Source organism: Prosthecobacter sp. (genome assembly GCF_044232965.1).
Classification (GTDB): Bacteria; Verrucomicrobiota; Verrucomicrobiia; order Verrucomicrobiales; family Verrucomicrobiaceae; genus Prosthecobacter.
Window position 1 is genome coordinate 62,538 of record NZ_JBIIKX010000021.1, and the last position, 26,020, is coordinate 88,557.

Below are 26,020 nucleotides of genomic sequence, written 5' to 3' on the forward strand. Positions count from 1 at the left end.
GCACCGCCGAGTCGGAGAGATGGAAAAGGAGCGCACACGCCCTCCGTTCCGTTGCTTCGTAGCAAAACTGCGAAGGATGAAAGCGAGACTGCAAAGGATGAATCGTTCGCATTCGTCTAACTTTTATCTTCCAACTCCCCCATGAGCCGCTACGCCAGCAATCAGGAAGTCGTCCGCTTCTTTGCCTCGCACGACATTGAGGTCACCCATGTGCGCCGGGAGGGAGAACTGCGCCATCTCCGCGTCCACGGCCAGCCCCTCACCCTGCCCATGCCCGCCAGTGCGGACGAATGCCTGCGCTTGGTCCGCGAGTGCCTCGCCGCTCAAGAGACTGCCGTGCAGACCGAGCCGCCTCCTGGTTCGCCCGGCGCTTGATCCCGGCTCAGATCCGCGCCGGGAGTTGCCTCCGGAGCATTCAGGATTTCGCGGCACCACGACGCCTGGCTGCGATCATTTCCTGGCTACACCTCTGGCCGGGGTTCAGGCAATGCCAAGATGAGCGCACGATGGAAAGGGTCTCGCGTTCTTCGCTGCTCCAGGTTCCACAGGCGTCATTCCGAATGCATCTTCGAACTCTTCACTCCGCCGCGCCATCACCCTCCGGAAGGCACATCCGAGAAAAGCATCATCACAATGCTCGTCGCATTGAAGATCATGTGCAGCAGCATCGGCACCAGCAGGCAGCCGGTGATCTCATAGGCGATGCAAAACAGCAGCGCCAGCACGCACAGCGGCACCAGGCTGCCCACATGCAGGTGAATGATGGCAAACATGAGCGATGAGGCCAGCGCCGCGAAGGGGGCGTCTGTGTAGCGCTTCAACACCCCGTAAACAAAACCTCGAAACAGCGTCTCCTCCGCCAGCGGGGCGATCACCACGGCGGCGATGAACACCAGCACCTTGATCCCCAGGCTGCCCGATGTTTGAAACGTCTCCACCATCTGCTGCGGCTGCAAGTCCGGCCAGACGTCCTCCAGCCACCGAGTCACTCCGATGGCGACGAGGCTCACCGAGATCAGGCAAAGCACCGCAAACACCAAAACCACCCGCGCAATCGAGCGCCAGTGCAGGTGCTGCAGGCCGAACAGCTCCGCCGGGTTCAGGCCGCGCAAACGATGCAGGTACAGCAGCAGCGCGGCGCAGACCATGAGATTGAACACCATGCTGAGGATGATCCCGGCGCTGCTGATGGCCGCGTCCGCCTGCTCCCCGGACGGTGCCTGCATCGTGCTGATGAAAAACACGCCCAGCAGCGCGAGCAGGATCAGATCCGGCGCGGCATAAGGGCGGGACAGCACCTGCCCCTCCTGATTCCACGACACCTCGGGCCGCCTCAGCCTCAGGGTTCGATAGCCAAACAACGCCAGTGCTGTGGCGATGGTGACAAGGATGGCAAGGTCACGCAGAACCCCGATGGTGGCGGCGTCTGCCATGATCAGTGGGCGTAATGCGCTGGCAGGTAGTAGGGCACGCCCGGTTGCAGTTTCGGCAGCAGGCCGCTGCTCACATCGAGCCGCACCTCGGCAGGCTGCGCGGCCTTGGCCGAGGCCATGCCAAAGGCGTCAAACAGGCTGACCTCGTGCCTGTATTTCACCACCGCCGCATCCGCCGCCTTTCCCAGCTCACGCGCCAGCGCGTAGGCGTCCTCCACATAGCCTATCTGGTCCACCAGCTTCGCTGCCAGCGCCTCGCGCCCAGTCACCACACGCCCGTCGGCCACGGTGCTTTTCAGCGTCTCTTTCGGCACACCACGCGCCTCGGACACGATGCCGAGGAAGCGGTCGTACATCTGCGTCACGAGATTCTGCACATACACCTTCTCATCCTCACGCATCGGCCTCGCGCCGCTCAGCGAGTCCTTGAACGCGCCGCTGGTGAAGGTCACCATGCTCAGGCCCACTTTGCCAAACAGCTCGCTGTAGTTCATCGTCTCGATGATCACCCCGATGCTCGCCGTCAGCGTCGTCTCGCTCGCCACGATCTTCGTGGCTCCGCAGGCCACGTAATAGCCGCCCGAGGCCGCCATCGCGTCCATGTAAACCACCACCGGCTTCACCTTCGCCGCTGCTTTGACCGCGTTGTAGATGATGTCCGAGGCCGTCACCTCGCCGCCGGGAGAATTGATGCGCAGCACGATGGCCTTCACGTTTTTGTCCGCCACGGCCTGCTCCAGCGCGTGCTTGATGCTCTCCACACTCGGCATCGCCCCACCAAACAAGCCGCCCATCTCCATGGAGGAAATCACGCCCTCCAGATTGAGATGCACGATCTTGTCCGCCGTCGGCTTTTTCGCGGACTCCACCGTCACCTCGCTGAAGCGCTTCTTCGGCTGTGCGGTGGAATACAGCGCCGCGCCGTCCAGCCCCAGGTCAAGCTTACCCATGAACTGGCCCAGATTCAGTCCTAGGCTCACCAACAGCACGAAGATCAGCAGTGCGATCAGACATCCGGATTTTTTAGTCATAATGCAGGCACGCTAAGCGCCGCCTGTGAGCTTGCCAAGCCTTCAACACCAAATTAAGCACCTCCAAGCCCGCACCTGCGAACCATGAAGCCGCTTCCTGACACCGAGCACGCCCTGGTGCTCCGCACCGCTCCTTCGGTGTTGGTCATCGACCGCTTGGCGCTCTCCGACCCGCAGCATCCGATTCTCGTCGTGGGTGGACCTGCTGCTTGATCCTGGCCGCGCCTTCCGGGCGATCCCGCCCGAGGTCGGGGCCATCGCCGACAACCTGGAACTCGCCAACATGGACTTCTGCGACTTCGCCGATGCGTCGATGAGGACGGAAACTTCCGTGGCTTTCCCGAATTGCCCCAGCTTCCGCCCGTGCCGAAGCCCTCGTTCTGGAAGCGCCTGTTCCAATGACCCCGCCCACGCCTGCTTAGGAGCTGCCGCAAACAGTTCCCCTTTGCCGGGCATCTCCTGGCGGCCCATTGCTGAGCCGTCCTGCTTGTTGGGAGCCTCGGGCACGTCGATTGCGGAGTCGTCCTGCTTGTTGGGAGCCTTCGGCACCTCGATTGCGGAGTCGTCCTGCTTGTTGGGAGCCTCGGTCACGTCGATTGCGGAGCTGTCCTGCTTGTTGGGAGGCTCCGACACATCGATTGCGGAGTCGTCCTGCTTGTCGGGAGCCTCCCACACCTCGATTGCGGAGCCGTCCTGCTTGTTGGAAGCCTCGGGGACGCCGATTGCGGAGCCGCCCCGCTTGTCGGGAGCCTCGGACACGTCGATTACGGAGCCGTCCTGCTTGTCGGGAGGCTCGGCCATGTCGATTGCGGAGTCGTGCTGCTTGTCGGGAGGCTCCTGCACCCCGATCACGGAGCCGTGGGGCTTGTCAAAAGGCTCGGAGCGGGCAAAATCTCTCCATGAGCACTCCAGCAGCGCCTCCCACACTTCCCGCGCCGCCACCTCAGGTGATCCCGGCGGATACCGTCTATGCCGCGCTGGGCGATCCCACCCGCCGTCGCCTTCTTCAGATCCTCGCGGATGGGCAGGGGCGCACCGCGACGGTGCTGGCCGGGAACGTCGGCAAGCGGCTCGACGCCACGCTGAAGCACCTCGTCGCCCTGCGCGGCGCGGGCCTCGTCGTCACCGCCGAGAACCCGCAGGACGGCCGCCGCCTCCTCTACCACCTCGCCCCCGCCATCCCCGCGACGAAGACGGAACGCGGCTGGGAGATGGACTTCGGGTATTGTTTGGTGCGGTGTTGAGGGTTCACGCAAAAGCTGTTGCCATCTCGCAAGCTGCTAAACCTGCCATACTATTAGATTTCATGGAGAACGCACCGCAACGTTATGTGGCTCACTTGGACATTTTGGGAATGCGTGCGCTTACGGCCCAAGATCATCACGAGGCATGGCAGATGCTCTCTGCGCTTGAAATCGCACTCACGACATCAACCAGGGTAACCATTGTTTCTGAGAACTTTGATGATCCCATACACATTCCCGAAATGATAAAGTCAGTTATCTTTTCTGACACAATCATTCTCTATTCCAACGCTGACTCGCCAAGGGACTGCCTCGCAATCTTTACGGCTGTGGTCAACCTCTTCAGCAAGGCCTTACATCTTCGTGTGCCAATCAGGATCGGTATAAGCAAGGGCATTTTTTACGCCGATGAGCAACGTTCGATGTATGCAGGTCCTGCTCTAATCGATGCCTATGACATTGGGGAGAAATCTCAGTGGTTGGGCATTGTGCTCGCGGCTTCGGTAGCGAAGGACGCAACCTCACAGAATCTGCGAAAAGGAACCAGCCGCATAGTGGTTGATTGGGATGTCCCCACAAAAACTGGCACAGAAAAAGCCTCCGTCGCCAACTGGCCTGTTGCGCTTGAGAGTAGTTTCATAATGAAGCCGCCGATAACTCCTGAGCAGCTATACGAAGTCTTTGAGCAGTATTTTGGCCCTTTTGCGAAGCTGCGTGAATCCGATGCCAACAAGTACATCAACACGGTGAAGTTCATCAATGAGCAATACGCCTTGCACAAGCAAGCCTCACAGTCGCCTGGTCCGAAGCGTTAGTCTGATAGATCAACTCACCAGCGGCAACAGCTTGCCAAGCAACTCGCTGATCTTCACGCGCTCCTGCTCGCCACTGTCTCGGTGGGGGAGGGTGACGGTGTCACGGAGTTGGGGGTCTTTCGAGAGATTGACAGTTTGAAGACGGCCTGCACAGTAGTCAGAACATGAGCGCAGCGATCACCATTCAGTTTCCGGGAGAGCTTGAGAGCTTCGTCCAGCAGCGCGTGGGCAGTTCCGGCCTCTACGACTCGGCGAGCGAATACATCCGCGACTTGGTACGCCGCGACTACGAACAAGAAGAACAGCGCCGGTGGAACTGGATGGAGGAGGAGCTGGCTCCGGGGATGAAGGCTGCCGAAGCCGATTTTGTGCCGCTGGATGCTGCGTCCGTGATCGCAGAGGCCAAAGCCCGCAAACAAGCGCATGGCCGCTAAAATCTATCCGGCGGCCCGTGAGCGGCTGCTGCAAATCTGGGAGTACACGGATCGCCAATGGGGTGAGGATCAGGCGGATCACTATGTGAACAGCCTCGTGGCCGCCGCGCACGACCTCAGCCGTCAGCGGCTTCACTGGAGGCCGATGAGAGGAAAGCGTTTTGCCGGAATCTGGTTCGTCCACCATGAGCACCATTATCTGTTCTTCCGCGAGCTTTCTGACGGCCATGTCGGCATCATCAGCATCCTGCACGAAAACATGGACCTACCAGCACGTCTGAGAGAAGACGCTGATAGAGAATGGCCAGCCTGAAACTCGTGGCGGCGACTGTCCCGAGCCGGAGGCTCGAAAGAGATTAGCCCGGGGTGAAGCGAAGCGGAAACCCAGGAATGATGGATGGCGCTCACACGATGCGTGGCGACCCGGAGGGTCGCGAGAAGCGGGCGATGGGGTTTGGGGGGACGAATGGCTAATCGTTCGCTTCTCGCGCCCCTTCAGGGCGCGATGCGGGAAAGCGGTGGAATGCGCGGGAGATCCGGTGGTTGCACCACCGGCTAATGTCTTTCGAGCCTCCGGCTCAGCGGCAGCGCGAGAGCGTAGAGGAAGAGGTGAGTCTTCCCCTGTGGAACGCTGACGCGTTCTGCTACGACGCAGCCACAATCATGACACCAACGGCAGCAACTTCCCGAGCAACTCGCTGATTTTCACGCGTTCCTGCTCGCCGCTGTCGCGGTGGCGGAGGGTGACGGTGTCTTGGAGTTCGGGGCCTTTTTCGCCGCAGGTTTCGAAGTCGATGGTGACGCCGAAGGGGGTGCCGACTTCGTCCTGGCGGGCGTAGCGGCGACCGATGCTGGCGGTTTCGTCGTAGAAGCAATTCAGGTGCTTCTTGAGCAGGGCATAGACCTCGCGGGCCTTGGCGACGAGCTCGGGCTTGTTCTTCAGCAGCGGGAAGACGCCGACTTTGATCGGGGCGACACGCGGATGCAGGCGCAGGACGGTGATGACTTCCTTCTTGCCCTTTTCATCGACTTTTTCGGTCTCGCTGAAGGCCTTGGCGATGACGGCGAGCGCCATGCGGTCGAGTCCGGCGGAGGGCTCGATGACGTGCGGCACGTAGCTGCCTTTGAAGAGACGCTCGAACCACGCACGCACGGCGGCTTCGGGCATCGGCTCGCCCTTGGTCTTCGCGGCTTCGGCGGCGAGGCGTTTCTGGATGAGGGCTTCCTTTTGCTCGTCGGTGAGCTTGGCGGCGGCGGTTTTGAGTTCTTCGTCGAAGATCTCCTGGGACTTGGTGCTGGCAGTTTGATGCGCGGACAAATCGAAGTCGCCACGCGCGGCGATGCCTTCCAACTCCTCGGTGCCGAAGGGGAACTCGCACAGGATGTCCACGCAGGCGCGGGCGTAGTGGGCGAGGTCGGCGGGCGTCTGCCAGTAGTATTCGAGCACGTCGCCGAGGCCGATGCCTTGGTAGAACTTCGTGCGCTGATCGACCCAGTAGCGGTGCCACATCTCCCAGCCCCAATTTGGCTGCGGTTCGCTCAAATCAGCACCTTCATGCCACTTCGCGACTTCGCCGCTGATGATCTCGACGGCTTCGTCGGGCTTGATGAAGAACTCGAGCTCCATCTGCTCGAACTCGCGGCTGCGGAAGGTGAAATTCTTCGGCGTGACCTCGTTGCGGAAGGCCTTGCCGATCTGGCCGATGCCAAAGGGCACCTTCACGCGGCTGGAGTCGAAGACGTTCTTGAACTGGGCAAAGATGGCCTGCGCGGTTTCCGGGCGCAGGTAGGTCACGTCGTCCTCGGTCGCGGTGGGGCCGAGGTAGGTCTTGAGCATGAGATTGAAGGGGCGGGCCTCACCGAGCATGCCGCCGGTTTCGGGATGGAAATCGACGCTGCCATTCACGGCATCGATTTTCTCCTCGCCGAGCAATTCGATCTCCTCGGGCTTGCCAGCGGATTCACCGGCGTTTTGTGCGATGAGGGCACGAATGCGTTTGCGGAAGCTCTCGATATGATCGCCATTTTTCAGCAAGGCGGAGATGGCGCGGTCCCAGCGCCAGCCGTTCGGGGCCTTGGCACCGCTGTATTTCATGACGACGCCGTCCTGCGGCTCGACGTGGTCGGCGCGAACGCGTTTGTTCGTCAGCGAGCACTCACGCATGAGGTCGGCGAAGGTATCGACGTGGCCGCTGGCCTTCCAGATGGCGGGATTCATGAGGATGCTGGCATCGAGGCCGAGCACGTCCTCGCGTTCGCGGGTCATGGTGTTCCACCAGGCGGTGCGCAGGTTGCGCTTCAGCTCCGCACCGAGCGGGCCGTAGTCCCACACGCCGCCGCAGCCGCCGTAGATTTCGCTGCTTTGATAGATGAAGCCGCGGCGCTTGCAGAGGGAGACGATCTTCTCCATTTGCGCTTGGGATGCTTTGGGGTCGGAGGACATGGCGGGTGTGTAGTATGGGGTTGGCCGAATGACTGGAGTGCCACCGGCGATAAGGGGGCGCGAAAGGAGCACCAGCACGCCTGAGGTGCAACGCATTTCAAGCCCACAGCTTCCCGTCGCGCAGCCATTCCTTCACCAGTTCCCGAAACGCCGCCACCGCCGGGTCATCGCCCTCGCTCGCCCAAACCATCACCAGCGGGATCGTCTGCTGCGGCTTCAGCGGGATGAGCGCGATGTTCTTGCTCATCGTGCTCTCCGGCACCACGCCGATGCCCGCGTCTGCCTCGACGTACTGCAAAATCGTGCCGATCAAACTCGGCGCATGGGTCACTCGTGGCGCAAAGCCTGCTTCCGAGCACGCCGCCTGGATCGCGTCATGAGAGCCCGCACCTTCACGTCGCGCCAGAACGATCAGCGGCTCGCCATCGAGCTTCTTCCAGGGCAGTGAGGTCAGTTTGGCCCACGGATGATCCTTCGGGACTGCCGCGCAGAATTTCTCCTCCCGCAGCAGCAGTGTCTGCAAGCCCAGCGCCTCATGCGCCAGCACCGGACGTGTCAAACCCACCGACAAACGGCCTTTAGAAACCATTTCCCACACACGCTCCGGCGTGCGCTCTTCCAGGATCACGGTCACGCGTGGAAAACGTTTCCCGTATTCCTTCAGCAGCCGCGCCAGGAACATCCGCGTCGGCGGCCCGATGTAACCGAGCCGCAACTCGCCCTCCTCCCCCTTCGCCGTGCGGCGCACACGGCGCATGGACTCTTCGAGTCGTTCCAGAATCAACGCTGTCTCATACAGCAGCACCGCGCCCGCGGGTGTGAGCCGAGGCGAACGCCGCTCACGCTCGATCAGTTGCGTGCCGAGTTCCCGCTCCATCTCCTGCACCGCCCGGCTCAGCGCCGGTTGCGCGATGCGCAGACGACGTGCGGCCCGCGAGAAGCTCAACTCCTCCGCCACGGCTTGAAAGTAACGCAGATGTCGCAGTTCCATGATCGGCTCGTCCTATACCGCATCGGCATCAAAGCGATAGCGAAAGTCTATTTTCGTTACCGATGATTTATCACATTGTAAGGTTCATATGAATCCCGCCAAGATTGAGGACACACTCAAACTCGTTCTCGTCAGTTGGATCGTCATCATCGCCGCCGCGTGGCTGATGGGACGCCTCTGCCGCAAGATCGGGCAGCCCCCTGCCGTGGGAGAAATCGCCGCCGGTTTGCTACTGGGGCCGTCGTTCATCGGCTTGTTCGCGCCGGAGTTTGTCAGCTTCATTTTCCCGGATGAGGTCAAGGGCCCACTCGCGCTTCTGGCCAAGATCGGCCTGCTGCTGATGCTCTTTCAGGTTGGCATGGAGTTCGATTTCTCGCATCTACGGGCCAAGTCCAAGGTGGTCATCACCTCCTCGCTCATGGGCATTCTCGCGCCGCTGGCAGGAGGTCTGGCGATCGCCCCGTGGCTGCATCGTACTTTTGCCCCGGACCTGCCGATGTTTGGCTTCCAGCTTTTCGTCTGCATCGCGCTGGCCATCTCCGCGCTGCCGATCATGGGTCGCATCCTTCTTGAAATGAAGCTGGAGCGCACCGCGCTGGGAGCCACGGCCATCAGCGCCGCCGCCATCGACGACGCGGTCGGCTGGGTCTTCCTCGGCGTCGCCACCGCCATCATCAAACAGGGCGAAAATTTCACCTGGTTGCCCTTCCTGGGCCAGACGGCGCTGATCATTCTCTACTTCTTTGTTTTGATGAAGTTCGTCGGCCCGCTGCTTATCAAGGCCTGGCGCAAGCAGTGCGCAGACCATCAAACCGAGACCTTCACTCCCGGATTCCTCGCGTTGTTGCTCTGCACGCTGTTTGTCTCCGCGCTCATCACCAACAAGCTTGGCATCTTCGCCATCTTCGGGGCCTTCGCGCTCGGTGTGGCGCTGCATTCAGAACCCTCGCTCGTCAAAGCCTGGCGCGAGCGCTTCGCCGACTTCGTCATCGTGGCCTTGGTGCCCATTTTCTTCACCAATACCGGCCTCAACACCAAGATCGGCTCCTTCGACAACGCCACTGCGTGGATCGGCTGCGCGCTTGTCTCCCTCGTGGCGATCATCGGCAAACTCGGCGGCTGCACACTTGGCGCACGCTGGGCCGGGTCAAGCTGGCGTGAGGGACTTTCCATCGGCGCATTGATGAACACCCGCGCCCTCATGGGCCTCATCGCTATCAGCGTGGGCAAAGATCTCGGCCTGCTGAATGACAAGCTCTTCACCATGTTCATCATCATGTGCCTGCTCACCACTGCCACCACCGGCCCGATGCTCCGTGCCTGGCTGCCTGATGACTTGAAGAAACTGGTGCCAAAGCATTAAATCTCAGGCATTCGGCCAACCTGAAGAAGGGGCTGTGCGCCAAGAAATCATTGGCGGCATGGGCCGTGCGGTCTTAAATCTCATCAGAACAGTGCTTGTGGCTGTCTGAGCTTTAAATCACCCATGCCAAACTCCTCCGCCCTTCGCGACGCCCTCAACCAGTCGCCGAATAACCTGTCGCTGCTGCTACTTTACGGCCGTGCCTGCCTGGAGGAGCTGCATTTGGACGAGGCGCGGGAGATCTTCACCCGTGCTCTGGAGCAAGACCCGGAGCAGACTGACGCGCAACTCGGCATCGCCAAAGTTTCGTTTATGGAAGGCAACACCTCCGGTGCCGCCGTTCGCGCTGAGCGTGTGCTGTTCCTGGAGCCGGACAATGTGCAGGCTCATCTGCTCCTGAGTCGTGTTTTCCTCAGCGAGGGCGACCGCACCAAAGCCATCGAGCATTTTGACCGTGCCGCGCAGATCGACGGCACCATGAGCGATCCCGCGCTGGAGCGCGAGCTTGGCCGCACCGCGCGTGATGCGCGCAAGACAGCGCCTGCTCCCGCGCCTGAGCCGGTGAATCAAGAAGCGCCACCCTCCGGCAACGATCAAGATGAGTTTTTTGACGATCCCTTCGATGAACCGCCCTACGATTGGCGGCCGGAGACCTTCTACGCCCCCGGCGATCCTGAGCGTGGACGCGTCACCTTCGCCGATGTCGGCGGCATGGAGGAGTTGAAGGAGGAGATCCGCCTCAAGATCACCTACCCGCTGCAGTTTCCTGATTTGTACAAGGCCTACGGTCGCAAAACCGGCGGCGGCATCCTCATCTACGGCCCCCCCGGCTGCGGCAAGACGCTCATGCTGCGCGCGGTCGCGGGCGAAGTGCCGTGCAACTACCTCGCCGTGGGCCTGCATGAGATTTTCGATCCTTACTTCGGCAGCACGGAGCGCAATCTGCATCAGATCTTCGAAACCGCCCGTGCCAACGCGCCCTGCGTGCTGGTGTTCGACGATCTCGACTCCCTGGCCCAGGACCGCCGCCAGATCCGCGAAAGCCAGATGCGCAATCTCGTGAATCAGTTCCTCCACGAGATGGATGGCATCCGCAGTGAGAATCAGCGCATCCTCGTCATCGGAGCCACGAACCAACCGTGGGCACTCGATCCTGCCTTTCGTCGCCCTGGCCGCTTCGACCAGGCCATCTTTGTGCCGCCGCCGGACGCGCCAGCGCGTGCTCAGATCATTGAGCTATTCGCCAAGGACAAACCCATCGCCGATTTCGACAACGCCGAGCTCATTGAGGCCACCAACGGCTTCTCTGGAGCCGATTTGAAGTGGGTCTTTGACCGCGCCGCCGAGCTCGCCCTTTCCGCAGCCATTCACACCGGCCAGCCAGTTCCGATCACGCTGGAACTCCTGCTCGCCGTGGCCAAGGCGCACTCACCGAGCACTCAGACTTGGTTTGAAGGCATGCACACGCACGCCCAGCAGCACGAAGGCCCGGACAGCATCTTCAACGACATGCGCAAGTTCCTCAACGCGCCGTCGAACACGAAGAAGGAGCGCTAAGCAAGGCACCCGCGTTCAGCGCGCCTTTTCCGTCAGCGCCTTGGCGATGGCGGGCTCCAGCGCTGCTCCTCGGATGCCCACGGCGATCACCTTGCCGGAGTCACCATCAATCAGAAACGTGGCCGGGATGGAATGCACGTTGTAAAGCTGGCCGATGGCGGCCTTCCAGCCCAGCCCGTCACAAACCTGCGGCCACTGGATATGCTTCTCCTGGATGAACGCGGGCAGTTTCTCCTTGGAGCTTTCGCTGTCGAGACTGATGCCAAGGATCTCCAGACCGGAGGCATGGTGCTTTTCATAAGCGGCGATCACGTTCGGCAGCTCGCCGATGCAAGGCCCGCACCAGGTGGCCCAGAAGTCGAGGAGAACCACCTTGCCTTTGTAGCTGCCAGGCAGGCTGATCTTCTCACCCGCAAGCGTCGTGGCCTCGAAGGGCGGTGCCTGCTGACCCGCCGTTAGGACCACCTGCGGTTTGGATTCGGCGACCGTGCGGCTTGATTTGACGACTTGAAACGAAGAGCCGCTGGGTGCCAGGCCGCTGATCTCATAAGTCGTGCCGCCGATGTTGAAGGCGTTCTTGACGAAGAACCGCTCGCCCTGGAAGGAAAATTTGCCATCCCCATTGATGTCGAGGCGGAAACTGCTGGTGGGGGCGCTGAAGTCCCCTTTGCAATCATCGTCCGCGAGCAGCGCTGGAATGGTCTTGTCGCCCAGGGTCACACTGCCGACACGCGCATAATTCGTGTAGTAGAGCAGGACGTTGTGCGGACGCTTGGGGTCCTTGCTGTCGAAACGGTAGGCGCTGATCTGGGCCTTGGCCGTTTCCTCACCCCACTTGAGATCCAGCATGAAACTGCCGCTGGTTTGGACGGACACACTGCCATCCTGCTGGGTGTAGCGCCGAATGGCCCATGTCGCAGGCGGATCATCGGTGAGATCGCCATTGGCATTGCTGTCCACAAACAGGCGCGGCTTGTCGCTCTCCGGCCGGTCGATGACAAAGGCAAAGGTCCGCTGGCTGTCCGCTGGGCCCAGCTTGATCTCACCAAACTCGGCATCCGCGATGTTCGGCGGCGTTTGGCTGATGGAAGCCGGTTGCAGCGCGAAGGTGGGCGCTTTTTGAGGGCGATAGCCGCCCATTTTGGGCATGGCATCCTGCGGCAGGAACTCCAGCTTCACCTCCACGGCCTCGCTGGTGGTTGATAGAAGCAACAGGAGCGCCGGGATCAGGCCTTTGACGGAGTGCGTTGTGTTCATGCCAGGATGCTTGGGTGAGTTTGTTCCTACACACGGCAAGATTTACCCGATTCCCGCAGGGCGGGTCAAATGTTTCCTCTAACCAGGCTGCCCGTGGCGGCGGACGTGAGTACGCCTCCGGCTCGGTCAGGGAGGTTTCTGATGGTTGTCCGTTCATCCTTCGCAGCAGCCTGCCACGGAGAATGGATTGTTTGCGATGTTAGTGCAGGAGGCCGGGGCTCTGTTTTCTTCGTTGTCTTCTGTGAAGATTTCCGGATTGGAACAGGAGACAAGGAAGATAACGAAGCAGTGATGACGGATGGCCGAAAGATGGAGGCGTGCTAGCATGGAGCACATCCCTTGCCGAACTCTTCCTGCCCATGACTCTCCGCGAACCTGAAATCGTCGAACTTTCCACGCCGTCCGGCCCGATGCGCACGCTGGTGCTAAGGCCTGCGGCGGAGGGTCGTTTTCCCGGCCTGCTGTTTCATTCGGAAATTTTTCAACTCACGGCACCGATCTGTCGCACCGCAGCCGCGCTGGCAGGACATGGTTTCATCGTGGCGCTGCCGGAGATCTACCACGAGTATCTGCCAGCAGGAACAGTGCTGGGTTACGACCAAGCAGGCTCGGATGTGGGCAATCGCTTGAAGACGGAAAAGCCGGTGGCGGGCTATGATGCGGACAATCGCGCGGTGCTGGACTATTTGAAGAACCACGCGGCCTGCACGGGCCGGTTCGGTTCCTTTGGTCCCTGCATCGGCGGGCATCTGACCTATCGCGCCGCACTGCAACCGGACGTGGTGGCAGCAGCGTGCTTTTATCCCACTGATCTGCACAAGCGCAGCCTCGGCGCGGGCATGAACGATGATTCGCTGGCGCGTGCGGCGGAGATCACCGGTGAGCTGATGCTCGTCTTCGGCCGTCAGGATCCGCATGTGCCCGCCGAGGGACGCGCGTTGATTTATCAAACGCTCACCGCCGCCGGAGTAAAGTTCACCTGGCATGAGTTCAACGCCGCGCACGCCTTTCTTCGTGATGAAGGCCTGCGCTATGACGCTGAACTGGCGCGGCAGGCGCTGGGCCTGACAGTGGACTTTTTCCGGCGGTGTCTGAGTTGAGACTGATGACTGGGAGATGATCTCTTAGCCTCCATGTCTCCGGAGCGAAGCGACTCTCCGAGTCTGGCTTTAATGCAGGAAATGCCGTACGCCGGTGAAGACCATGGCCATCTTGTGCTCATTGGCGGCGGCGATGACTTCTTCGTCCTTCACGGAGCCGCCGGGCTGGATGGCGGCGGTGGCACCGGCTTCGGCGGCGGCGATGAGGCCGTCGGGGAAGGGGAACATGGCGTCGGAGGCGACGATGCTGCCTTTAAGGCTGAGTCCGGCTTCCTTGGCCTTCCAAATGGCGATCCGGCAGGAATCGACGCGGCTCATCTGACCAGCGCCGATGGCGAGGGTGCGATCATGCGTGGCAAAGACGATGGCGTTGGATTTGACGTGCTTCACGACACGCCAGCCGAAGCGCATGGCTTCGAGTTCGTCGCGGGTCGGCGGGCGGACGGTCTTCACTTTCGTTTCGAGGTCGTCGAGGCCGAGGGCGCGGAAATCGCTGTCCATGACCATGACGCCTCCAGGGGCGGAACGGATGATTGGCTCGGCGAGGGCTTCGGCGACGCTCGGGAGCATCTGGATGAGGCGCAGGTTCTTTTTCTTCTGCAACAGCGCACGCGCATCCGCATCGAAGTCTGGGGCGATGATCACATCGGTGAAGATCTCGGAGATGATGCGGGCGAGGCCGAGCGTCATGCTGCGGTTCACGACGATGACGCCGCCAAAGGGGGCCTGCTTGTCGGTCTCGAAGGCTTTCTGCCAGGCTTCGCGCAGGTCCTCATCCGCGCAGCCGACGCCACAGGGATTGGTGTGCTTCAAGATGGCGACAGTTGGGCGACGGAACTCCAGTGCGATCTCGGCGGCGGCGTGGATGTCGAGGACATTGGTGTAGCTGAGCTCTTTGCCATGCAGTTTGACGAAGTAGTCGCCAAAGTTGCCGTAGAGCGAGGTCTTCTGGTGCGGGTTGTCGCCGTAACGCAGCTCGGAGTAGAGGGGAAGGGAGAGATTGAAGGTCTTCTGCGTGGTCTGCTCCTTGTTCAGGTAGGCGGCGATGGCGGAGTCGTAGCTGCCGGTGCGCTGGAAGACTTTGCAGGCGAGGCGTTCGCGGGTGCCTAGAGTGGTGTCACCGGCGTTTTCCTTCATCTCGGCCAGAACCACCGGATAATCCGCCGGATCGGTGATGACGGTGACCCAGCGGTGGTTTTTGGCTGCCGAGCGGAGCATGGACGGGCCACCGATGTCGATGTTTTCGATGGCTTCTTCGAGCGTGACGTCCTTTTTGGCAACGGTCTGCTCAAAGGGGTAGAGATTGACCACGACGAGGTCGATGACGGGGATGTCGTGCTTCTTGGCGTTGCGCTTGTCCTCCTCGTTGTCGCGGCGCTGAAGCAGGCCGCCGTGAACCTTCGGATGCAGGGTTTTGACGCGACCGTCGAACATCTCCGGGAAGCCGGTGTGCTCGGAGACGTCGGTGACCTTCAGGCCGCCGTCCTTGAGATGCTTCGACGTGCCACCGGTGGAAAGCAGCTCCACCCCGAGCGCCGCCAGGCCTTTGGCGAAGTCAAGAAGGCCGGATTTGTCGGAAACAGAGAGCAGGGCACGGGCGATGGGCATGAGGGAGAGGGAGGTTCGGGGGCGCGAGTAAAGGGAGATTTGCGGGGGTGCCAAGAGCATTCTGTGAGCCGTTTTTTTGCTCTCAATCACTGACTGACGGGAACGTATGGCGGGTAGAATTTCCGCGCCCCGAACTCGATGTAGCGATTCTCGCCGCTTTTGAGGTAAACGGGCGCTTTCGCGTCTCCCCAGTCCTGCGCCCGTTGGTAAACGAGGTGCCTGCCGGTGGCGTCGAGTGAAAGCTTGAGCATGGTGGAGTCGTCGAACACGACGGGATCGACCATGCGGCGGTACAAGCCTTTCTCCTGGCCAGGGAAGCGCAGGCTCGGCTCGTAGCGGTCTTCTTTACCGAGCGCATTGTAGTATTTCATGTCGCCGAGTGCGGTAGGGTATTCGGTCCACTCGTAGTCCGCCGGGTGGAGGTGGATGCGCCAGGCCAGAAGGACGAGGCAGCTCAGCAGCAGCGCCCAGCCGAGCAACAAGCGTCCGGGCGTGTCGCGGAGTTCGTTGGCGGCCATGCGTGGATGAAAGACGCGGGCAGGAGCGTGGCAAGGGGGATTTGGGGTTCGTTAGGGAAGTTCGTACTGGCGGGCTGATACCAATGCGAAGGCAATCGAGCCAGAAGGTGTGGCAGCACCACGCATACCCTCGTGCGGCGCGGGGAGTGCATTCGGGGTATTGACCCCATGGAAAGTAAAACCTCGGCACGGGTAAGGGTCACGGATAGCAAGCCAGAACTCCCATGTCTGACCTATGAATATCCTCATCGCCCTCAAGTCTTTGCTGAAAATCATAACGCGAAGCCCCCGGTTATTCATCCTCATTGCCGCAGCACTCACCGAGTCCCAGCTCTCGGGCGCTGAAACACCTGTTATACTTGGGCAGGCCTCTAACTTCGGTGTACTTGCGGGCTCTGGGATTACCAACACGGGGCCAACCACCATCATTGGAGATGTGGGATCTTTGCCGACCGCCACCATCACGGGCTTTGGCACGGTTACATTGACCGGGACCAATCATGCAGGAGATGCCATTACTCTGGCTGCGAAAGACGATTTGCTCTCGGCTTTCAATGATGCCGCAGGCCGGCTCCCAATGATCATCTATGCGCCGATTTTTGATCTCGGCGGACTTACCCTGGCACCCGGCGTACACACAGACACCAGTTCCTTTGGGATCACGGGCACCCTGACACTTGATGCCATGGGTGATCCGAATGCCGTCTGGATTTTTCAGACAGGCTCCACACTCATTACCGGGTCTAGCAGCATGGTATCCCTGATCGGCGGCGCTCAAGCGAGCAATGTCTTTTGGCAGGTCGGCAGTTCGGCGACGCTTGGCACGAACACGAACTTCGTGGGGAGCATCATGGCTTCCCAGTCCATCACGCTGAATACGGGCGCAACGGTGGATGGCCGGGTGCTTGCAGTGAATGCGGCAGTTGCCCTGGACAACAATACGATTGGCCTGAACAACAACCTTATTGTCCCGGTGCCCAATGCTGCGGAGAACTTGACCCTCACCGGTCCCGTCTCAGGTACTGGCAAGAGCCTGACCAAGACAGGCGCAGGCACGCTGATTTTCAGCGTCGCCAACACTTACACCGGAGCGACCCTCGTCACAGGGGGCTCGCTCATCGTCAACGGCACCGCAGGCACCGGCTCCGTTTCCACAAGCGCGGGAACGACGTTGGGCGGCACGGGCTCGATCTCGCCGACGGGAGCCAACAGCGTCATCCTTGGCGGTTTGTTGGCTCCTGGAACGCCAGGCGCCAACAACGGTATGGGCACGCTGACCTTCACGCCCGTCAACGGCGATGTGACCTTCGCCAGCACGAGCACCGCCGCCTTTCAGCTCGGCACCAATGGCACGCATGGCTACACTGTCACTTATGACGCCGTCGGATTCATCCTCACCGCCACCGGTGCCTACACTGATGGCGGCAATGACCGTCTCCTCTTTAACAGCAGTGGCGCAGGCACACTCGACTTCAGTGCAGTGGCTGCAGGCGGCCTGGGTGTGAGCTTTGCCAACGGTTACACACCTGCCTTCCATGACGTGTTCGACCTTCTGGACTGGAGCAGCATCACTGGTTTGAGCGCCGCACAACTGAGCCTGCCTGATCTTGCCTCCTTCAACCTCCTCTGGTCTTGGGATACGAGCCTGTTCGCCAGCCACGGCGTGATTGGCATCGTCGTCGTTCCTGAGCCTTCGCGTGTCATCCTGCTGATGCTCGGCCTCATGAGCCTGACTTTTCGTCGTCGTCGGCATCGCTAACTGACAGGAATGGGTCGGCAGGAAAGGGGCAGGGATCACTTCCACGTCAATCTCTCTCGGTGATTCCTCTGCCGAGCAAAGCATTTGGGGTATTGACCCCATGGACAGTAAAACCTCGGCACGAGTAGGGGTCATGGATAGCAAGCCACAACTCCCATGTCTGACCTATGAATATCCTCAGCGCCCTCAAGTCTTTGCTGAAAATCATAACGCGAAGCCCCCGGTTATTCATCCTCATTGCCGCAGCACTCACCGAGTCCCAACTCTCGGGCGCTGAAGCGCCGGTCTTACTGGGACAGGCCTCTAACTTCGGTGTTCTAGCAGGCTCGGGGATTACCAACACGGGGCCCACCACCATCATTGGAGATGTGGGATATTTGCCAACCTCCACCATCACGGGCTTTGGCACAGTAACGCTGACTGGGACCAATCATGGGGGGGATGCCGTCACCTTGGTTGGGAAAGGCGATCTGCTCACGGCTTACAATGACGCCGCAGGTCGGCTGCCGACGATCACCTATGCGCCGATTTTTGATCTCGGCGGACTTACCTTGGCACCCGGCGTACACACGGACACCAGTTCCTTTGGGATCACGGGCATCCTGACGCTCGATGCGCTGGGCAATCCGAATGCGGTCTGGATTTTTCAAGCAGGCTCCACGCTCATCACCTCGGTCGGTAGTTCGGTGAATTTGATCAATGGTGCCCAGGCGGGGAACATTTTCTGGCAGGTCGGCAGTTCTGCCACTCTCGGGGTGAACTCAGCTCTCTCAGGGACGATCATGGCGAACACATCCATCACCCTGAACACCGGCGCCAGCTTGAACGGGCGTGCGCTGGCTATCAATGGTGCGGTGACGCTGGACAGCAACACCATCACGATCGTGCCGCTTCTGGTGGGTGGGCCGACGCATTGGCTGGGCGCAACAAGCGGGCTTTGGACCACGGTTGGAAACTGGGCCAGCGACTTGGCAGGCACTGCGTCAGGGCTCATCCCCACTGTGGCGGATAACATCACCTTTTCCGCCACAGGCGCGGTAAACCAGAGCACCACACTCGGGGCCGATTTCACGATCAACACTCTCAGGATCAATGACACGGCACCCGTTACCATCGCTGGAGCCAACACACTGACCATTGCCGGCGACCCCTCCATCACCGTCAGCAGCGGTGCAGGGCTGCTCACGATCTCCAGCGGTCTGTCACTCACAGGCGCGGCACCTCGGGTGACGGTGAGCAACACTGCCGGGGCACTTTTCACTGGCGCGGTCAGCAGCGCCGGCAGTCTGACCAAGGCTGGCACAGGCACCCTGGGCGTCACCGGCGCGGTCAATGTCACCGGTCCTGCTAACATCAATGCTGGCACGCTCAATATCGGCACCGGCAGCGTCTTCACCGCCACCGGCACCACCACGACCGCCTCAGGCAGCACGCTCTTTGTGTCCGGCTCCCTCGTTTCACCAACGGTAAATGTCCTGCTCGGGAGCAATCTCGGCGGCAGTGGCAGCATCACGGGCGCTGTGACTAACTTTGGCACCGTCAATCCTGGTGCTGCCGTGGGAGCGCTCACCATCACCGGCACTTACACCCAGGGCGGCAGTGGCCTGCTCGTTACCCAGCTTGTGACCCCGACCAACCATGATCAGTTGCTCATCACTGGAGCGGCCAGCCTCGGCGGCACCTTGCAAATCGCCATGCCCGGCGGAGCACGCCCGATCTTGGGAGACAGCTTTGACATCATCAACGCAGGCAGCGTCACAGGTCAGTTCGGCACGGTGGTCAATCCCTTCGCCGGTCCAGGCACATTGGTGAAGCTCGTCGTCGTGTACACCCCGACCGCTGTGTTCGTGAATGCCGTGCAGAATAGTTTGGAAAACGCCCTGAGCCTCATGCAGCTCACGCCGAATCAAACCGCCACGGCTGGCGCGCTGGACAGCGCTTTGACCGATGTGCGTCAGTCTGCGGTGCTCGCCTATCTCAACAATCTCAACATCAACGCCGTCCCGCAGGAGCTCGAAAGAATCGCCCCGGAAGAGCTGACCGCGATCTACAGCATCGCCTTTGCCCAGCTCGACACCGAAATACTCAGCGTGCAGCAGCGCCTTGCCTCCATCCGCAACTCGGGCTGGAGCCATTCCCAGTACTCCGGCAGCGGCAAAGAAGTCATCCTTGGCAGTAGGCTCTCCCATTCCATTTCGACCGATGATATCCAATACAGGTTCTTTGCCAACGCGACCGGCCAATACGCCAGCCTCGGAGATACCTCCAACGCCAATGGCTTCGACGTGCAATCTGTCGGCACCACCATCGGTGGCGATGTGCGCTTGGACGAGCATTGGGTCCTTGGAGCTACCCTTGGCTACGCACGATCCAGCAGCGATCTCACGGAAGGCGGTTCACTCACTGCCGACGGCATGCGCGCAGCCGTGTACGCCATGTATCTAAGCGGTGCCTTTTACACCGAGTTTTTGGTCGGCGGCAGCTACAACAGCTATGACACCCGGCGCAGTGCGCTCGGCGGCACGGCCCAGGGCAGCCCCAACAGCACCAGTTTCGACATGTATCTCGGCACTGGTTACGACCTCTATGTGAATCAATGGACCTTCACCCCCATGGCCTCCCTGCGCTACACGGCTGTGAACATCGACAGCTTCGAAGAAACCGGCTCCTTGCAGCCCCTGCGCTTTCCCTCACAGCATCAGGACTCCCTGCGTTCACGTATCGGCCTGCGTGCCGCCTACACCACCCTTTGCGGTGATGCCAGAGTCACCCCATCTCTCAGCCTGCACTGGCAGCATGAGTTTCAAGACACCCGGCTCCCCATGACATCTCAGTTCGCCAACGGTGCGGGCAACCCTTTTACCGTGCATGGTCCCGAAACCGGACGTGACAGCGCCCTCGTCACTGCGGGCCTCAATGTCGCCTGGAGCCGCTATGCCATCTACTTCGCCTACCAGGCGGAGCTGTTCCGCCGCAACTACCAAAGCCATACCCTGATCGCAGGCTTCCGTGTGGCCTGGTAAACTTCGCAGCCCCGCTCCCTCGCCATGTGCTTGGAGAGACCACTTCCCGGGTGAATGGGATTTGGATTGTCATCCGCCTTCGCTTCGGCTTCGATGCGCTTCCTTATGAGCAAAAAATGGCGCGTGGCGGGCATCAACTTCGATCACTTTCACATGGGCGACCTGCTGCGGCAGACCTCGCAGCATGCCAACGCTGAGATCGTGGGCATCAGCGATGAGCAGCCGGAGCGTCTGGTGGATGCGGCACGGAACTTTGGTCTCACGCAGGAGCAGGTGTTCACCGACTACCGGGCCTGCATGGAGCAGACCAAGCCGGACATCGTGATTCTTTGCCCGGCGGCATCGAAGCATGGCGAGTGGGTGGAAAAAATCGCCCCTTACGGCACGCACATCATCATGGAGAAGCCGTTTGCGGGGTCGCTGGCCGAGGCGGATGCGATGATCGCGGCGATGCAGCCAAATGGAAAGCTGCTGACCGTGAACTGGCCGCTCGTCTGGGACGCCGGGCAGCAGACGGCGCATCGTTTGATCCAGGAAGGCATGATCGGCGAGGTGCGCGAGTTTCATCACCACGGCGGCAATCGCGGGCCGCTGTACCACGGCGCGGACAAGATCGAGAAAGAACCCAGCGCCGCCGACAAGGCCGCGAGCTGGTTTTACAGCGCCAAGCAGGGCGGGGGATCGCTGCTGGATTACATGGGCTACGGCACCACGCTGGGCACCTGGCATCTCGGCGGCAAGAGCCCCCTCGAAGTCACCGGCGTCTGGGACGAGCCCGCCGGGCTGGAGGTGGATGAGCATGCGGTGGCCGTGATCCGTTACAGCTTCGGTTTGAGCAAAAGCGAGACGCGCTGGGGCACCTTCACCGATCCCTGGACCTTTCAGCCACAGCCGAAATGCGGGTTCGTTCTCAAGGGCACCGACGGCACCATCTCCTGCTACGACTACGAGAAAACCATCCGCGTGCAGACCCGTGCCCGGCCCGAGGGCTTCGAGGTGCCGGTGGACGAGGTGAAAGCGCCGAACCGCAACCCGGTCGAGCACGTCATTCACCACCTCGAAACCGGCGCGCCTTTGATCGGCCCGCTGCGTCTCGATATTTCACGCGTGGGCCAGCAGATCGTCGATACCGCTTTCCAAAGCGCGAAGGAAAAGCGGACCCTGAGGCTGGTGGGGGCGTAATCATGGTTAATTTCGCAGTCATCCACCATGAGATCTTGGATTCAAAGCCTGTGCATGCCGCTGCTGGCGCTCTCGCTGGCCGCCTGCGGGCATCGCATGTCTCAGGAAGTGGCTAGCGTGGCGGTCCTCAAGTCTGAGCAGGATGCGCCGCAACGGCTCGTGATTGGCGTGGCGCAGCAGAAGATGGTCACCTTTGACTGGCAGAAGCCGAGGAAAATGTACCCCGTGAGCACATCGAAGTTCGGTCTGGGCGACAAGCCGGGCTCTGGCCGGACGCCACTGGGGCAGTTGGAGGTCGTGAAAATCGTGGGGGAGGGGCTGCCGACCGGTTCACGGCTGAAAGCCCGCCAGCCGACCGGGGAGATCGTGCCGGTGAACGCGCCGGGGCGCGATCCCATCGTGACACGGGTGCTCATTTTAAAAGGCCGGGAGAAAGGCAACTCCCAAACCCTGCAACGCTCGATTTACATCCACGGCACGCCTGCCGAGGGAAAGCTGGAGACGCCCGCCTCCTGGGGCTGCATCCGCATGGCCTCCGCAGACATCATCGATTTGTGTCGGTGGATCAAACCCGGTGCCAGGGTGGACATCGTGACCGGCAAGGTGCCCGCGCCGAATCAATTGCCGAGGTGAGAGCTAGTTGCCTATCGAGGCTGATGTTGATGACCATCGGTAATCAGCACCTCCCTCCAAGCGGGGCTGCGGAAACGCCAGGTGGCTCAATTCGCCCTCTGAATCCGGGCGGGGACGTCGTTGATGCTGAAGCCTGCCTCGCGGAGGGCGTCCCAGACTTTGACGAGGATGCCGAGAGCGGCGGTGGTGTCGGCCTCCAGTTCGAGCTTCATGCCGGGCTTGGCTTCCTTGAGGGAGGTGATGGCGATGGCGAGTTTGTCGAGTTCAACGGGCTGGCCGTCGAGAAAGATTTTCTGCTCCTTGGTGATGCTGATCGCGACACGGGCCTCAGGGGATTCGGAGCTGCCACCGAGGGACTTGGACTCGGGCAGGGTGATTTTGACCTGCGTCTTGTCTTTTTTGAAGGTGGTGGTGGCGACGAAAAAGATGAGCAGGATGACCATGATGTCGATGAGCGACACGATGGGAATGGTGGGCACCGGGCGGCGGCGGGGACGCAGATTCATGAGAAGGCGGGCGGTGAATCAGGCGGCGGGACGCTGCACCTCGAAGTGCTGGTAGAAGTGCTGGATGGTCTCCTGCATGACGGACTCGATGCGCACGGCGAGGGCATCGAGCCGGCGCACGAAGTAGGTGTGCATGAGCACGGAGGGCACGGCGACGAAGAGTCCGGCGATGGTGCAGCGCAGCGCGACGCCGATCTCGTGGGCGATGGCGGCGGTGTCGGGCCCGCCATCACCGCCAGTGCCGAAGGCGGAGAACATGCCGACGAGGCCCGCAGTGGTGCCGAGCAGGCCGAGCAGAGGAGCGACGGTGACCATGACCTCCAGCAGCGGGATGCCGCGCTCCAGGTTGTGAATTTCCTCGCGGGCCTTGATGTCGCAGGCGGCGTGGCATTCCTGCTTGCTGGTGAATGCACCGCTGATGGCCATGGAGCCGAGGCGGGAGAGCATGGAGCCATCGCGCTCCAGAAAGTCCTGCAAGGGGCGGATGTCGCCCTTCAACGCGTAGTTGGGAATGGAGCGGAGCTGGCTGACGACGGCGTTGGGCATGATGACGTGCGCGCGCAATTGCAGCCAGGCGAGGATGGAGGCGGTGATGGCGGCCATGGAGCAAAGGACGAGCAGAGCCATGACGAAGCCGCCGGTGGCGAGGAAGTCCCACACGAGCTGGATGCCAGAAGGATTGGCGGGTCCAGTGATGGCGAGCAGAGGCGAAGCAGGCAGGAGGAGGTCAGTAAATGAGGACATTGTATTCAACTTTGAGGCGCTCCTGGTCGTTCATCGGGAGCGAGGGCAGGACATCTTTGGGGATTGGCGGGATTTGAGCGTCACGAATGGCCTGGATGGTGAAACCGGTGAGCACGGGGTTGGACTCCTTGTCATTGACCACCCGCAGATCCTCGACCTTGCCCTTTTTGTTGACGTAAAAGACGACCTCCAGGCTGCCGTAGGTCACGCCATCGCGGCGGAGCAGGCGGTAGATGTGCCATTTCTTTTCCACCTGGCCGGTGACCTGGCGGATGTAGCGGCCCTTGGGGGATTCCTCGGCGTCCACGGACACTTGGCTGCCACGGTTGGAGATCGTGCCCTTCGTCTGCTGCATGCGTGTGAAGGGCACGAAGGAGTCCGGAGCCTGATTCGGCGTGGTGCGGGTGACGGGTTCCGCCTCCATCACGGGGATGGCCTTGGGAATGGGTTGTTCAGGGGTTTCCGGGGGCGTCTGGGCGATCTCACGCGACGGAGGCGTCTGCGGCACCTTCATCTGCGGCATCGGTGGCGCTTCTTCGGCTCGCTCCGCCTTTTTCATCTCAATGGTGAGGCGGTTTTTGTCCACGCTGGCGAGCGCCTTGTCCGCCTCCTCCATCATCTTGGTCAGCGGGGTGGATTCCGGCACGACCTTGGCGACGTTTTGCGGCGGAGGCTCGACCGGCGCTGGTGGCGGAGCGGCGTCCTTCGGCTTCAAGATCGTAGGCGGGGAAGGGGGCGTCGGCGGCTGAGGTTGCAGCATCGCCACCTGGCCCGCCGGTGTCTTGGCACGGGCATCGTCCTTGAGTTCGCCATCCTTGTGATCACGGTCGGCCATGTCCTTGGTGGGCAGCTTCAGGCCGTCCATGCTGGGCATGGGCGCGGTGGCGTCTGGCGCGGGTGCCTTGACCGTAGAGGCCGTGGTGTTGCGGTCGGAGATGAAGGGGGCATTCTTGGGCGCTGTGGCCGCGGTCTCGTTCTGGGAAGTGCGGATGTACACTTCCTTCTTCGGCGGCGGTGGCGGGGCAGGGGGCAGCATCACCGGCTCCGGAATGAGCTGCTCGGGAAACAGCAGCATCACCTCCTTCTCCTTCGGCGGCGTGACGGCCTGCTGCCACAGCTTGCGGGCGGCATCACCGGCAAACATCCACGCCAGCAGCAAAAACAGCAGCGCATGCACCACCAACGATCCGGTGATGGCGATGCGCAGGTTTTTGTCAGGAGAAGCGGTCACTTGGGGAGCTGCATAGTGCTTTCCCGCCGCCTGGAATCAATCGCTGATTCAGGTCACTTCACGGCGACGGCGGGCCACTGCCGACCGGCTGCCAGAGACATCCCGCCTAGGCGCTTGCAAAGCGCCTCTCCTTGAGGACGCACCGCGAGAGTTCAAGAAGACGCAAGAGGATTGGGATCAGATCTCTCGCGCCTTCCTCAGCTCTGGCGGTGCTGCTCCGGGACCCAAGGAAGGGCGGTTTGGAACCGCCCAGGCGCTTGCAAAGAGCCTCTCCTTGAGGTGTGCATCATGCCTGGCATCTTTTCCCGACCAGAAGATCGGGCAGGATGTGGATTGGTAAGGAAGCCCACGCTGGATGCGCCGGGGACGGTCCTCCGACCGGGCTTTTTCCTTCCGCCAACTCCCGCCCACCCACCCCTTCGGGGCAAACTGCGCGACGCTTGAACCTCTTTCATTGTTTAGATATCGCCTTGATTCCAATCCCGGCGGCGGCAACGTCTATGACATCCTCAGCAGACCAGCCCAACAGCTTTGCCTTGATTCCAATCCCGGCGGCGGCAACGTACGACTGTGCTCGCGACGTTCGAGACTCCAGCTTTGCCTTGATTCCAATCCCGGCGGCGGCAACGTCATATTGTTTTCAGTTGTTGTTTGGTCTCTGCTTTGCCTTGATTCCAATCCCGGCGGCGGCAACGTTCAAACCCACACACTCAACACCCTTTTAGAGCTTTGCCTTGATTCCAATCCCGGCGGCGGCAACGTCTGCCATTGCAGCGGTGTCATGCCGGTGATGCTTTGCCTTGATTCCAATCCCGGCGGCGGCAACGTAGCGTTTCGGCAGCGCCGCCGATTGCGCCAGCTTTGCCTTGATTCCAATCCCGGCGGCGGCAACGTGACTTCAACAGAGTCCCGTCGGTATTTTCTGCTTTGCCTTGATTCCAATCCCGGCGGCGGCAACGTTTGCCGCGTCCAGCCTCACACCATGCCACGGCTTTGCCTTGATTCCAATCCCGGCGGCGGCAACGTTGGACCACTTCTCTCGTTACCACTTCTCTTGCTTTGCCTTGATTCCAATCCCGGCGGCGGCAACGTGGAGTTGTCGCCGTCGCCTTCGTCTATCCAGCTTTGCCTTGATTCCAATCCCGGCG

General features: G+C 61.1%; 22 protein-coding genes, 1 pseudogene and 1 CRISPR repeat array. Of the genes and pseudogenes, 13 read left to right on the forward strand and 10 right to left on the reverse strand.

The annotated features are described in order from the left end of the window. Positions 1-141 precede the first annotated feature (141 nt). Positions 142-375 carry a hypothetical protein gene (locus ACILSI_RS11345; protein ID WP_395721993.1) on the forward strand — a complete coding sequence of 78 codons (234 nt, stop codon included), beginning with the start codon at positions 142-144 and terminating at the stop codon, positions 373-375. A 218-nt stretch (positions 376-593) separates the two neighbouring features. On the opposite strand, the gene ACILSI_RS11350 is transcribed toward ACILSI_RS11345, so the two are convergent. Both ACILSI_RS11350 and sppA read right to left on the reverse strand, forming a co-directional pair. Continuing rightward, positions 594-1,433: a lysostaphin resistance A-like protein gene (locus ACILSI_RS11350; protein ID WP_395721994.1), complete on the reverse strand. Its 840-nt coding sequence runs from the start codon at positions 1,431-1,433 to the stop codon at positions 594-596. 2 nt (positions 1,434-1,435) lie between these two features. Beyond that, a complete protein-coding gene (gene sppA / locus ACILSI_RS11355; RefSeq protein WP_395721995.1) occupies positions 1,436-2,464 on the reverse strand; it encodes a signal peptide peptidase SppA in 1,029 nt (342 codons plus the stop codon). Between the two features lie 196 nt (positions 2,465-2,660). On the opposite strand from sppA, the pseudogene ACILSI_RS11360 reads away from it, so the two are divergent. From ACILSI_RS11360 to ACILSI_RS11380, 5 genes and pseudogenes are all read left to right on the forward strand, one after another. Next, positions 2,661-2,723: pseudogene (locus ACILSI_RS11360) on the forward strand (hypothetical protein); the annotation flags it as partial. A 640-nt stretch (positions 2,724-3,363) separates the two neighbouring features. Then, positions 3,364-3,708, forward strand: coding sequence for an ArsR/SmtB family transcription factor (locus ACILSI_RS11365; RefSeq protein ID WP_395721996.1), 345 nt, complete (start codon positions 3,364-3,366; stop codon positions 3,706-3,708). 62 nt (positions 3,709-3,770) lie between these two features. Beyond that, a complete protein-coding gene (locus ACILSI_RS11370; protein ID WP_395722014.1) occupies positions 3,771-4,523 on the forward strand; it encodes a hypothetical protein in 753 nt (250 codons plus the stop codon). A 164-nt stretch (positions 4,524-4,687) separates the two neighbouring features. Then, positions 4,688-4,957, forward strand: a complete 270-nt coding sequence (locus ACILSI_RS11375) for a type II toxin-antitoxin system ParD family antitoxin (protein ID WP_395721997.1) — start codon at positions 4,688-4,690, stop codon at positions 4,955-4,957. Further along, positions 4,947-5,270, forward strand: a complete 324-nt coding sequence (locus ACILSI_RS11380; protein WP_395721998.1) for a type II toxin-antitoxin system RelE/ParE family toxin — start codon at positions 4,947-4,949, stop codon at positions 5,268-5,270. The genes ACILSI_RS11375 and ACILSI_RS11380 overlap by 11 nt, the downstream gene beginning before the upstream one ends. A 348-nt stretch (positions 5,271-5,618) precedes the next feature. On the opposite strand, the gene ACILSI_RS11385 is transcribed toward ACILSI_RS11380, so the two are convergent. Together ACILSI_RS11385 and ACILSI_RS11390 are read right to left on the reverse strand one after the other, a co-directional pair. Then, entirely contained in the window at positions 5,619-7,400 is a 1,782-nt protein-coding gene (locus ACILSI_RS11385) for a glycine--tRNA ligase (RefSeq protein WP_395721999.1), read from the reverse strand. A 97-nt stretch (positions 7,401-7,497) separates the two neighbouring features. Continuing rightward, entirely contained in the window at positions 7,498-8,391 is an 894-nt protein-coding gene (locus ACILSI_RS11390; RefSeq protein ID WP_395722000.1) for a LysR family transcriptional regulator, read from the reverse strand. A gap of 88 nt (positions 8,392-8,479) precedes the next feature. Between ACILSI_RS11390 and ACILSI_RS11395 the strand changes: the two genes are divergently transcribed. Then, positions 8,480-9,754, forward strand: a complete 1,275-nt coding sequence (locus ACILSI_RS11395; RefSeq protein WP_395722001.1) for a cation:proton antiporter — start codon at positions 8,480-8,482, stop codon at positions 9,752-9,754. A gap of 123 nt (positions 9,755-9,877) precedes the next feature. After that, complete coding sequence (locus ACILSI_RS11400) at positions 9,878-11,311, forward strand: AAA family ATPase (protein WP_395722002.1); 1,434 nt, start codon at positions 9,878-9,880, stop codon at positions 11,309-11,311. Between the two features lie 15 nt (positions 11,312-11,326). Here the strand turns inward: ACILSI_RS11400 and ACILSI_RS11405 are convergent, their stop codons facing one another. Continuing rightward, positions 11,327-12,568: a TlpA family protein disulfide reductase gene (locus ACILSI_RS11405; protein ID WP_395722003.1), complete on the reverse strand. Its 1,242-nt coding sequence runs from the start codon at positions 12,566-12,568 to the stop codon at positions 11,327-11,329. A 359-nt stretch (positions 12,569-12,927) separates the two neighbouring features. On the opposite strand from ACILSI_RS11405, the gene ACILSI_RS11410 reads away from it, so the two are divergent. Beyond that, positions 12,928-13,668, forward strand: coding sequence for a dienelactone hydrolase family protein (locus ACILSI_RS11410; RefSeq protein ID WP_395722004.1), 741 nt, complete (start codon positions 12,928-12,930; stop codon positions 13,666-13,668). Between the two features lie 69 nt (positions 13,669-13,737). Here the strand turns inward: ACILSI_RS11410 and purH are convergent, their stop codons facing one another. Together purH and ACILSI_RS11420 are read right to left on the reverse strand one after the other, a co-directional pair. Next, entirely contained in the window at positions 13,738-15,276 is a 1,539-nt protein-coding gene (gene purH / locus ACILSI_RS11415; protein ID WP_395722005.1) for a bifunctional phosphoribosylaminoimidazolecarboxamide formyltransferase/IMP cyclohydrolase, read from the reverse strand. Positions 15,277-15,362: 86 nt separating this feature from the next. Further along, complete coding sequence (locus ACILSI_RS11420) at positions 15,363-15,794, reverse strand: hypothetical protein (protein ID WP_395722006.1); 432 nt, start codon at positions 15,792-15,794, stop codon at positions 15,363-15,365. A gap of 235 nt (positions 15,795-16,029) precedes the next feature. Between ACILSI_RS11420 and ACILSI_RS11425 the strand changes: the two genes are divergently transcribed. The 4 genes from ACILSI_RS11425 (at position 16,030) to ACILSI_RS11440 (ending at position 22,391) form a co-directional block, all read left to right on the forward strand. Further along, entirely contained in the window at positions 16,030-17,553 is a 1,524-nt protein-coding gene (locus tag ACILSI_RS11425) for an ice-binding family protein (protein WP_395722007.1), read from the forward strand. Positions 17,554-17,720: 167 nt separating this feature from the next. Continuing rightward, positions 17,721-20,576, forward strand: a complete 2,856-nt coding sequence (locus ACILSI_RS11430; protein WP_395722008.1) for an autotransporter domain-containing protein — start codon at positions 17,721-17,723, stop codon at positions 20,574-20,576. Positions 20,577-20,681: 105 nt separating this feature from the next. Continuing rightward, the gene (locus ACILSI_RS11435) at positions 20,682-21,758 is read left to right on the forward strand and encodes a Gfo/Idh/MocA family protein (protein WP_395722009.1); all 1,077 of its coding nucleotides are present in this window, start codon (positions 20,682-20,684) and stop codon (positions 21,756-21,758) included. A gap of 27 nt (positions 21,759-21,785) precedes the next feature. Next, a complete protein-coding gene (locus ACILSI_RS11440) occupies positions 21,786-22,391 on the forward strand; it encodes a L,D-transpeptidase family protein (protein WP_395722010.1) in 606 nt (201 codons plus the stop codon). An 86-nt stretch (positions 22,392-22,477) separates the two neighbouring features. On the opposite strand, the gene ACILSI_RS11445 is transcribed toward ACILSI_RS11440, so the two are convergent. Genes ACILSI_RS11445 through ACILSI_RS11455 form a run of 3 tightly spaced genes read right to left on the reverse strand, consistent with a single transcriptional unit; the run spans position 22,478 to position 24,872 of the window. Then, positions 22,478-22,897 (reverse strand): ExbD/TolR family protein, encoded by a 420-nt coding sequence (locus ACILSI_RS11445; protein WP_395722011.1) that lies wholly within the window; start codon positions 22,895-22,897, stop codon positions 22,478-22,480. An 18-nt stretch (positions 22,898-22,915) separates the two neighbouring features. Continuing rightward, positions 22,916-23,641, reverse strand: coding sequence for a MotA/TolQ/ExbB proton channel family protein (locus tag ACILSI_RS11450; RefSeq protein WP_395722012.1), 726 nt, complete (start codon positions 23,639-23,641; stop codon positions 22,916-22,918). Continuing rightward, positions 23,625-24,872, reverse strand: coding sequence for a hypothetical protein (locus tag ACILSI_RS11455; RefSeq protein WP_395722013.1), 1,248 nt, complete (start codon positions 24,870-24,872; stop codon positions 23,625-23,627). Before ACILSI_RS11455 ends, ACILSI_RS11450 begins: the two co-directional genes overlap by 17 nt. A gap of 462 nt (positions 24,873-25,334) precedes the next feature. After that, positions 25,335-26,019: a CRISPR direct-repeat array (repeat unit 25 nt; unit sequence GCTTTGCCTTGATTCCAATCCCGGC). Position 26,020: the final 1 nt, after the last annotated feature.

Bases quoted from the DNA above. Each gene is read 5' to 3' on its own strand.
- ACILSI_RS11395 (WP_395722001.1), top strand. From the start codon at position 8,480: ATGAATCCCGCCAAGATTGAGGACACACTCAAACTCGTTCTCGTCAGT.
- ACILSI_RS11380 (WP_395721998.1), top strand. From the start codon at position 4,947: ATGGCCGCTAAAATCTATCCGGCGGCCCGTGAGCGGCTGCTGCAAATC.
- ACILSI_RS11410 (WP_395722004.1), top strand. From the start codon at position 12,928: ATGACTCTCCGCGAACCTGAAATCGTCGAACTTTCCACGCCGTCCGGC.
- ACILSI_RS11445 (WP_395722011.1), bottom strand. From the start codon at position 22,897: ATGAATCTGCGTCCCCGCCGCCGCCCGGTGCCCACCATTCCCATCGTG.
- ACILSI_RS11345 (WP_395721993.1), top strand. From the start codon at position 142: ATGAGCCGCTACGCCAGCAATCAGGAAGTCGTCCGCTTCTTTGCCTCG.
- ACILSI_RS11430 (WP_395722008.1), top strand. From the start codon at position 17,721: ATGAATATCCTCAGCGCCCTCAAGTCTTTGCTGAAAATCATAACGCGA.
- sppA (WP_395721995.1), bottom strand. From the start codon at position 2,464: ATGACTAAAAAATCCGGATGTCTGATCGCACTGCTGATCTTCGTGCTG.
- ACILSI_RS11385 (WP_395721999.1), bottom strand. From the start codon at position 7,400: ATGTCCTCCGACCCCAAAGCATCCCAAGCGCAAATGGAGAAGATCGTC.
- ACILSI_RS11405 (WP_395722003.1), bottom strand. From the start codon at position 12,568: ATGAACACAACGCACTCCGTCAAAGGCCTGATCCCGGCGCTCCTGTTG.
- ACILSI_RS11440 (WP_395722010.1), top strand. From the start codon at position 21,786: ATGAGATCTTGGATTCAAAGCCTGTGCATGCCGCTGCTGGCGCTCTCG.
- ACILSI_RS11375 (WP_395721997.1), top strand. From the start codon at position 4,688: ATGAGCGCAGCGATCACCATTCAGTTTCCGGGAGAGCTTGAGAGCTTC.
- ACILSI_RS11365 (WP_395721996.1), top strand. From the start codon at position 3,364: ATGAGCACTCCAGCAGCGCCTCCCACACTTCCCGCGCCGCCACCTCAG.
- ACILSI_RS11400 (WP_395722002.1), top strand. From the start codon at position 9,878: ATGCCAAACTCCTCCGCCCTTCGCGACGCCCTCAACCAGTCGCCGAAT.
- purH (WP_395722005.1), bottom strand. From the start codon at position 15,276: ATGCCCATCGCCCGTGCCCTGCTCTCTGTTTCCGACAAATCCGGCCTT.
- ACILSI_RS11370 (WP_395722014.1), top strand. From the start codon at position 3,771: ATGGAGAACGCACCGCAACGTTATGTGGCTCACTTGGACATTTTGGGA.
- ACILSI_RS11425 (WP_395722007.1), top strand. From the start codon at position 16,030: ATGAATATCCTCATCGCCCTCAAGTCTTTGCTGAAAATCATAACGCGA.
- ACILSI_RS11390 (WP_395722000.1), bottom strand. From the start codon at position 8,391: ATGGAACTGCGACATCTGCGTTACTTTCAAGCCGTGGCGGAGGAGTTG.
- ACILSI_RS11450 (WP_395722012.1), bottom strand. From the start codon at position 23,641: ATGTCCTCATTTACTGACCTCCTCCTGCCTGCTTCGCCTCTGCTCGCC.
- ACILSI_RS11435 (WP_395722009.1), top strand. From the start codon at position 20,682: ATGAGCAAAAAATGGCGCGTGGCGGGCATCAACTTCGATCACTTTCAC.
- ACILSI_RS11350 (WP_395721994.1), bottom strand. From the start codon at position 1,433: ATGGCAGACGCCGCCACCATCGGGGTTCTGCGTGACCTTGCCATCCTT.
- ACILSI_RS11420 (WP_395722006.1), bottom strand. From the start codon at position 15,794: ATGGCCGCCAACGAACTCCGCGACACGCCCGGACGCTTGTTGCTCGGC.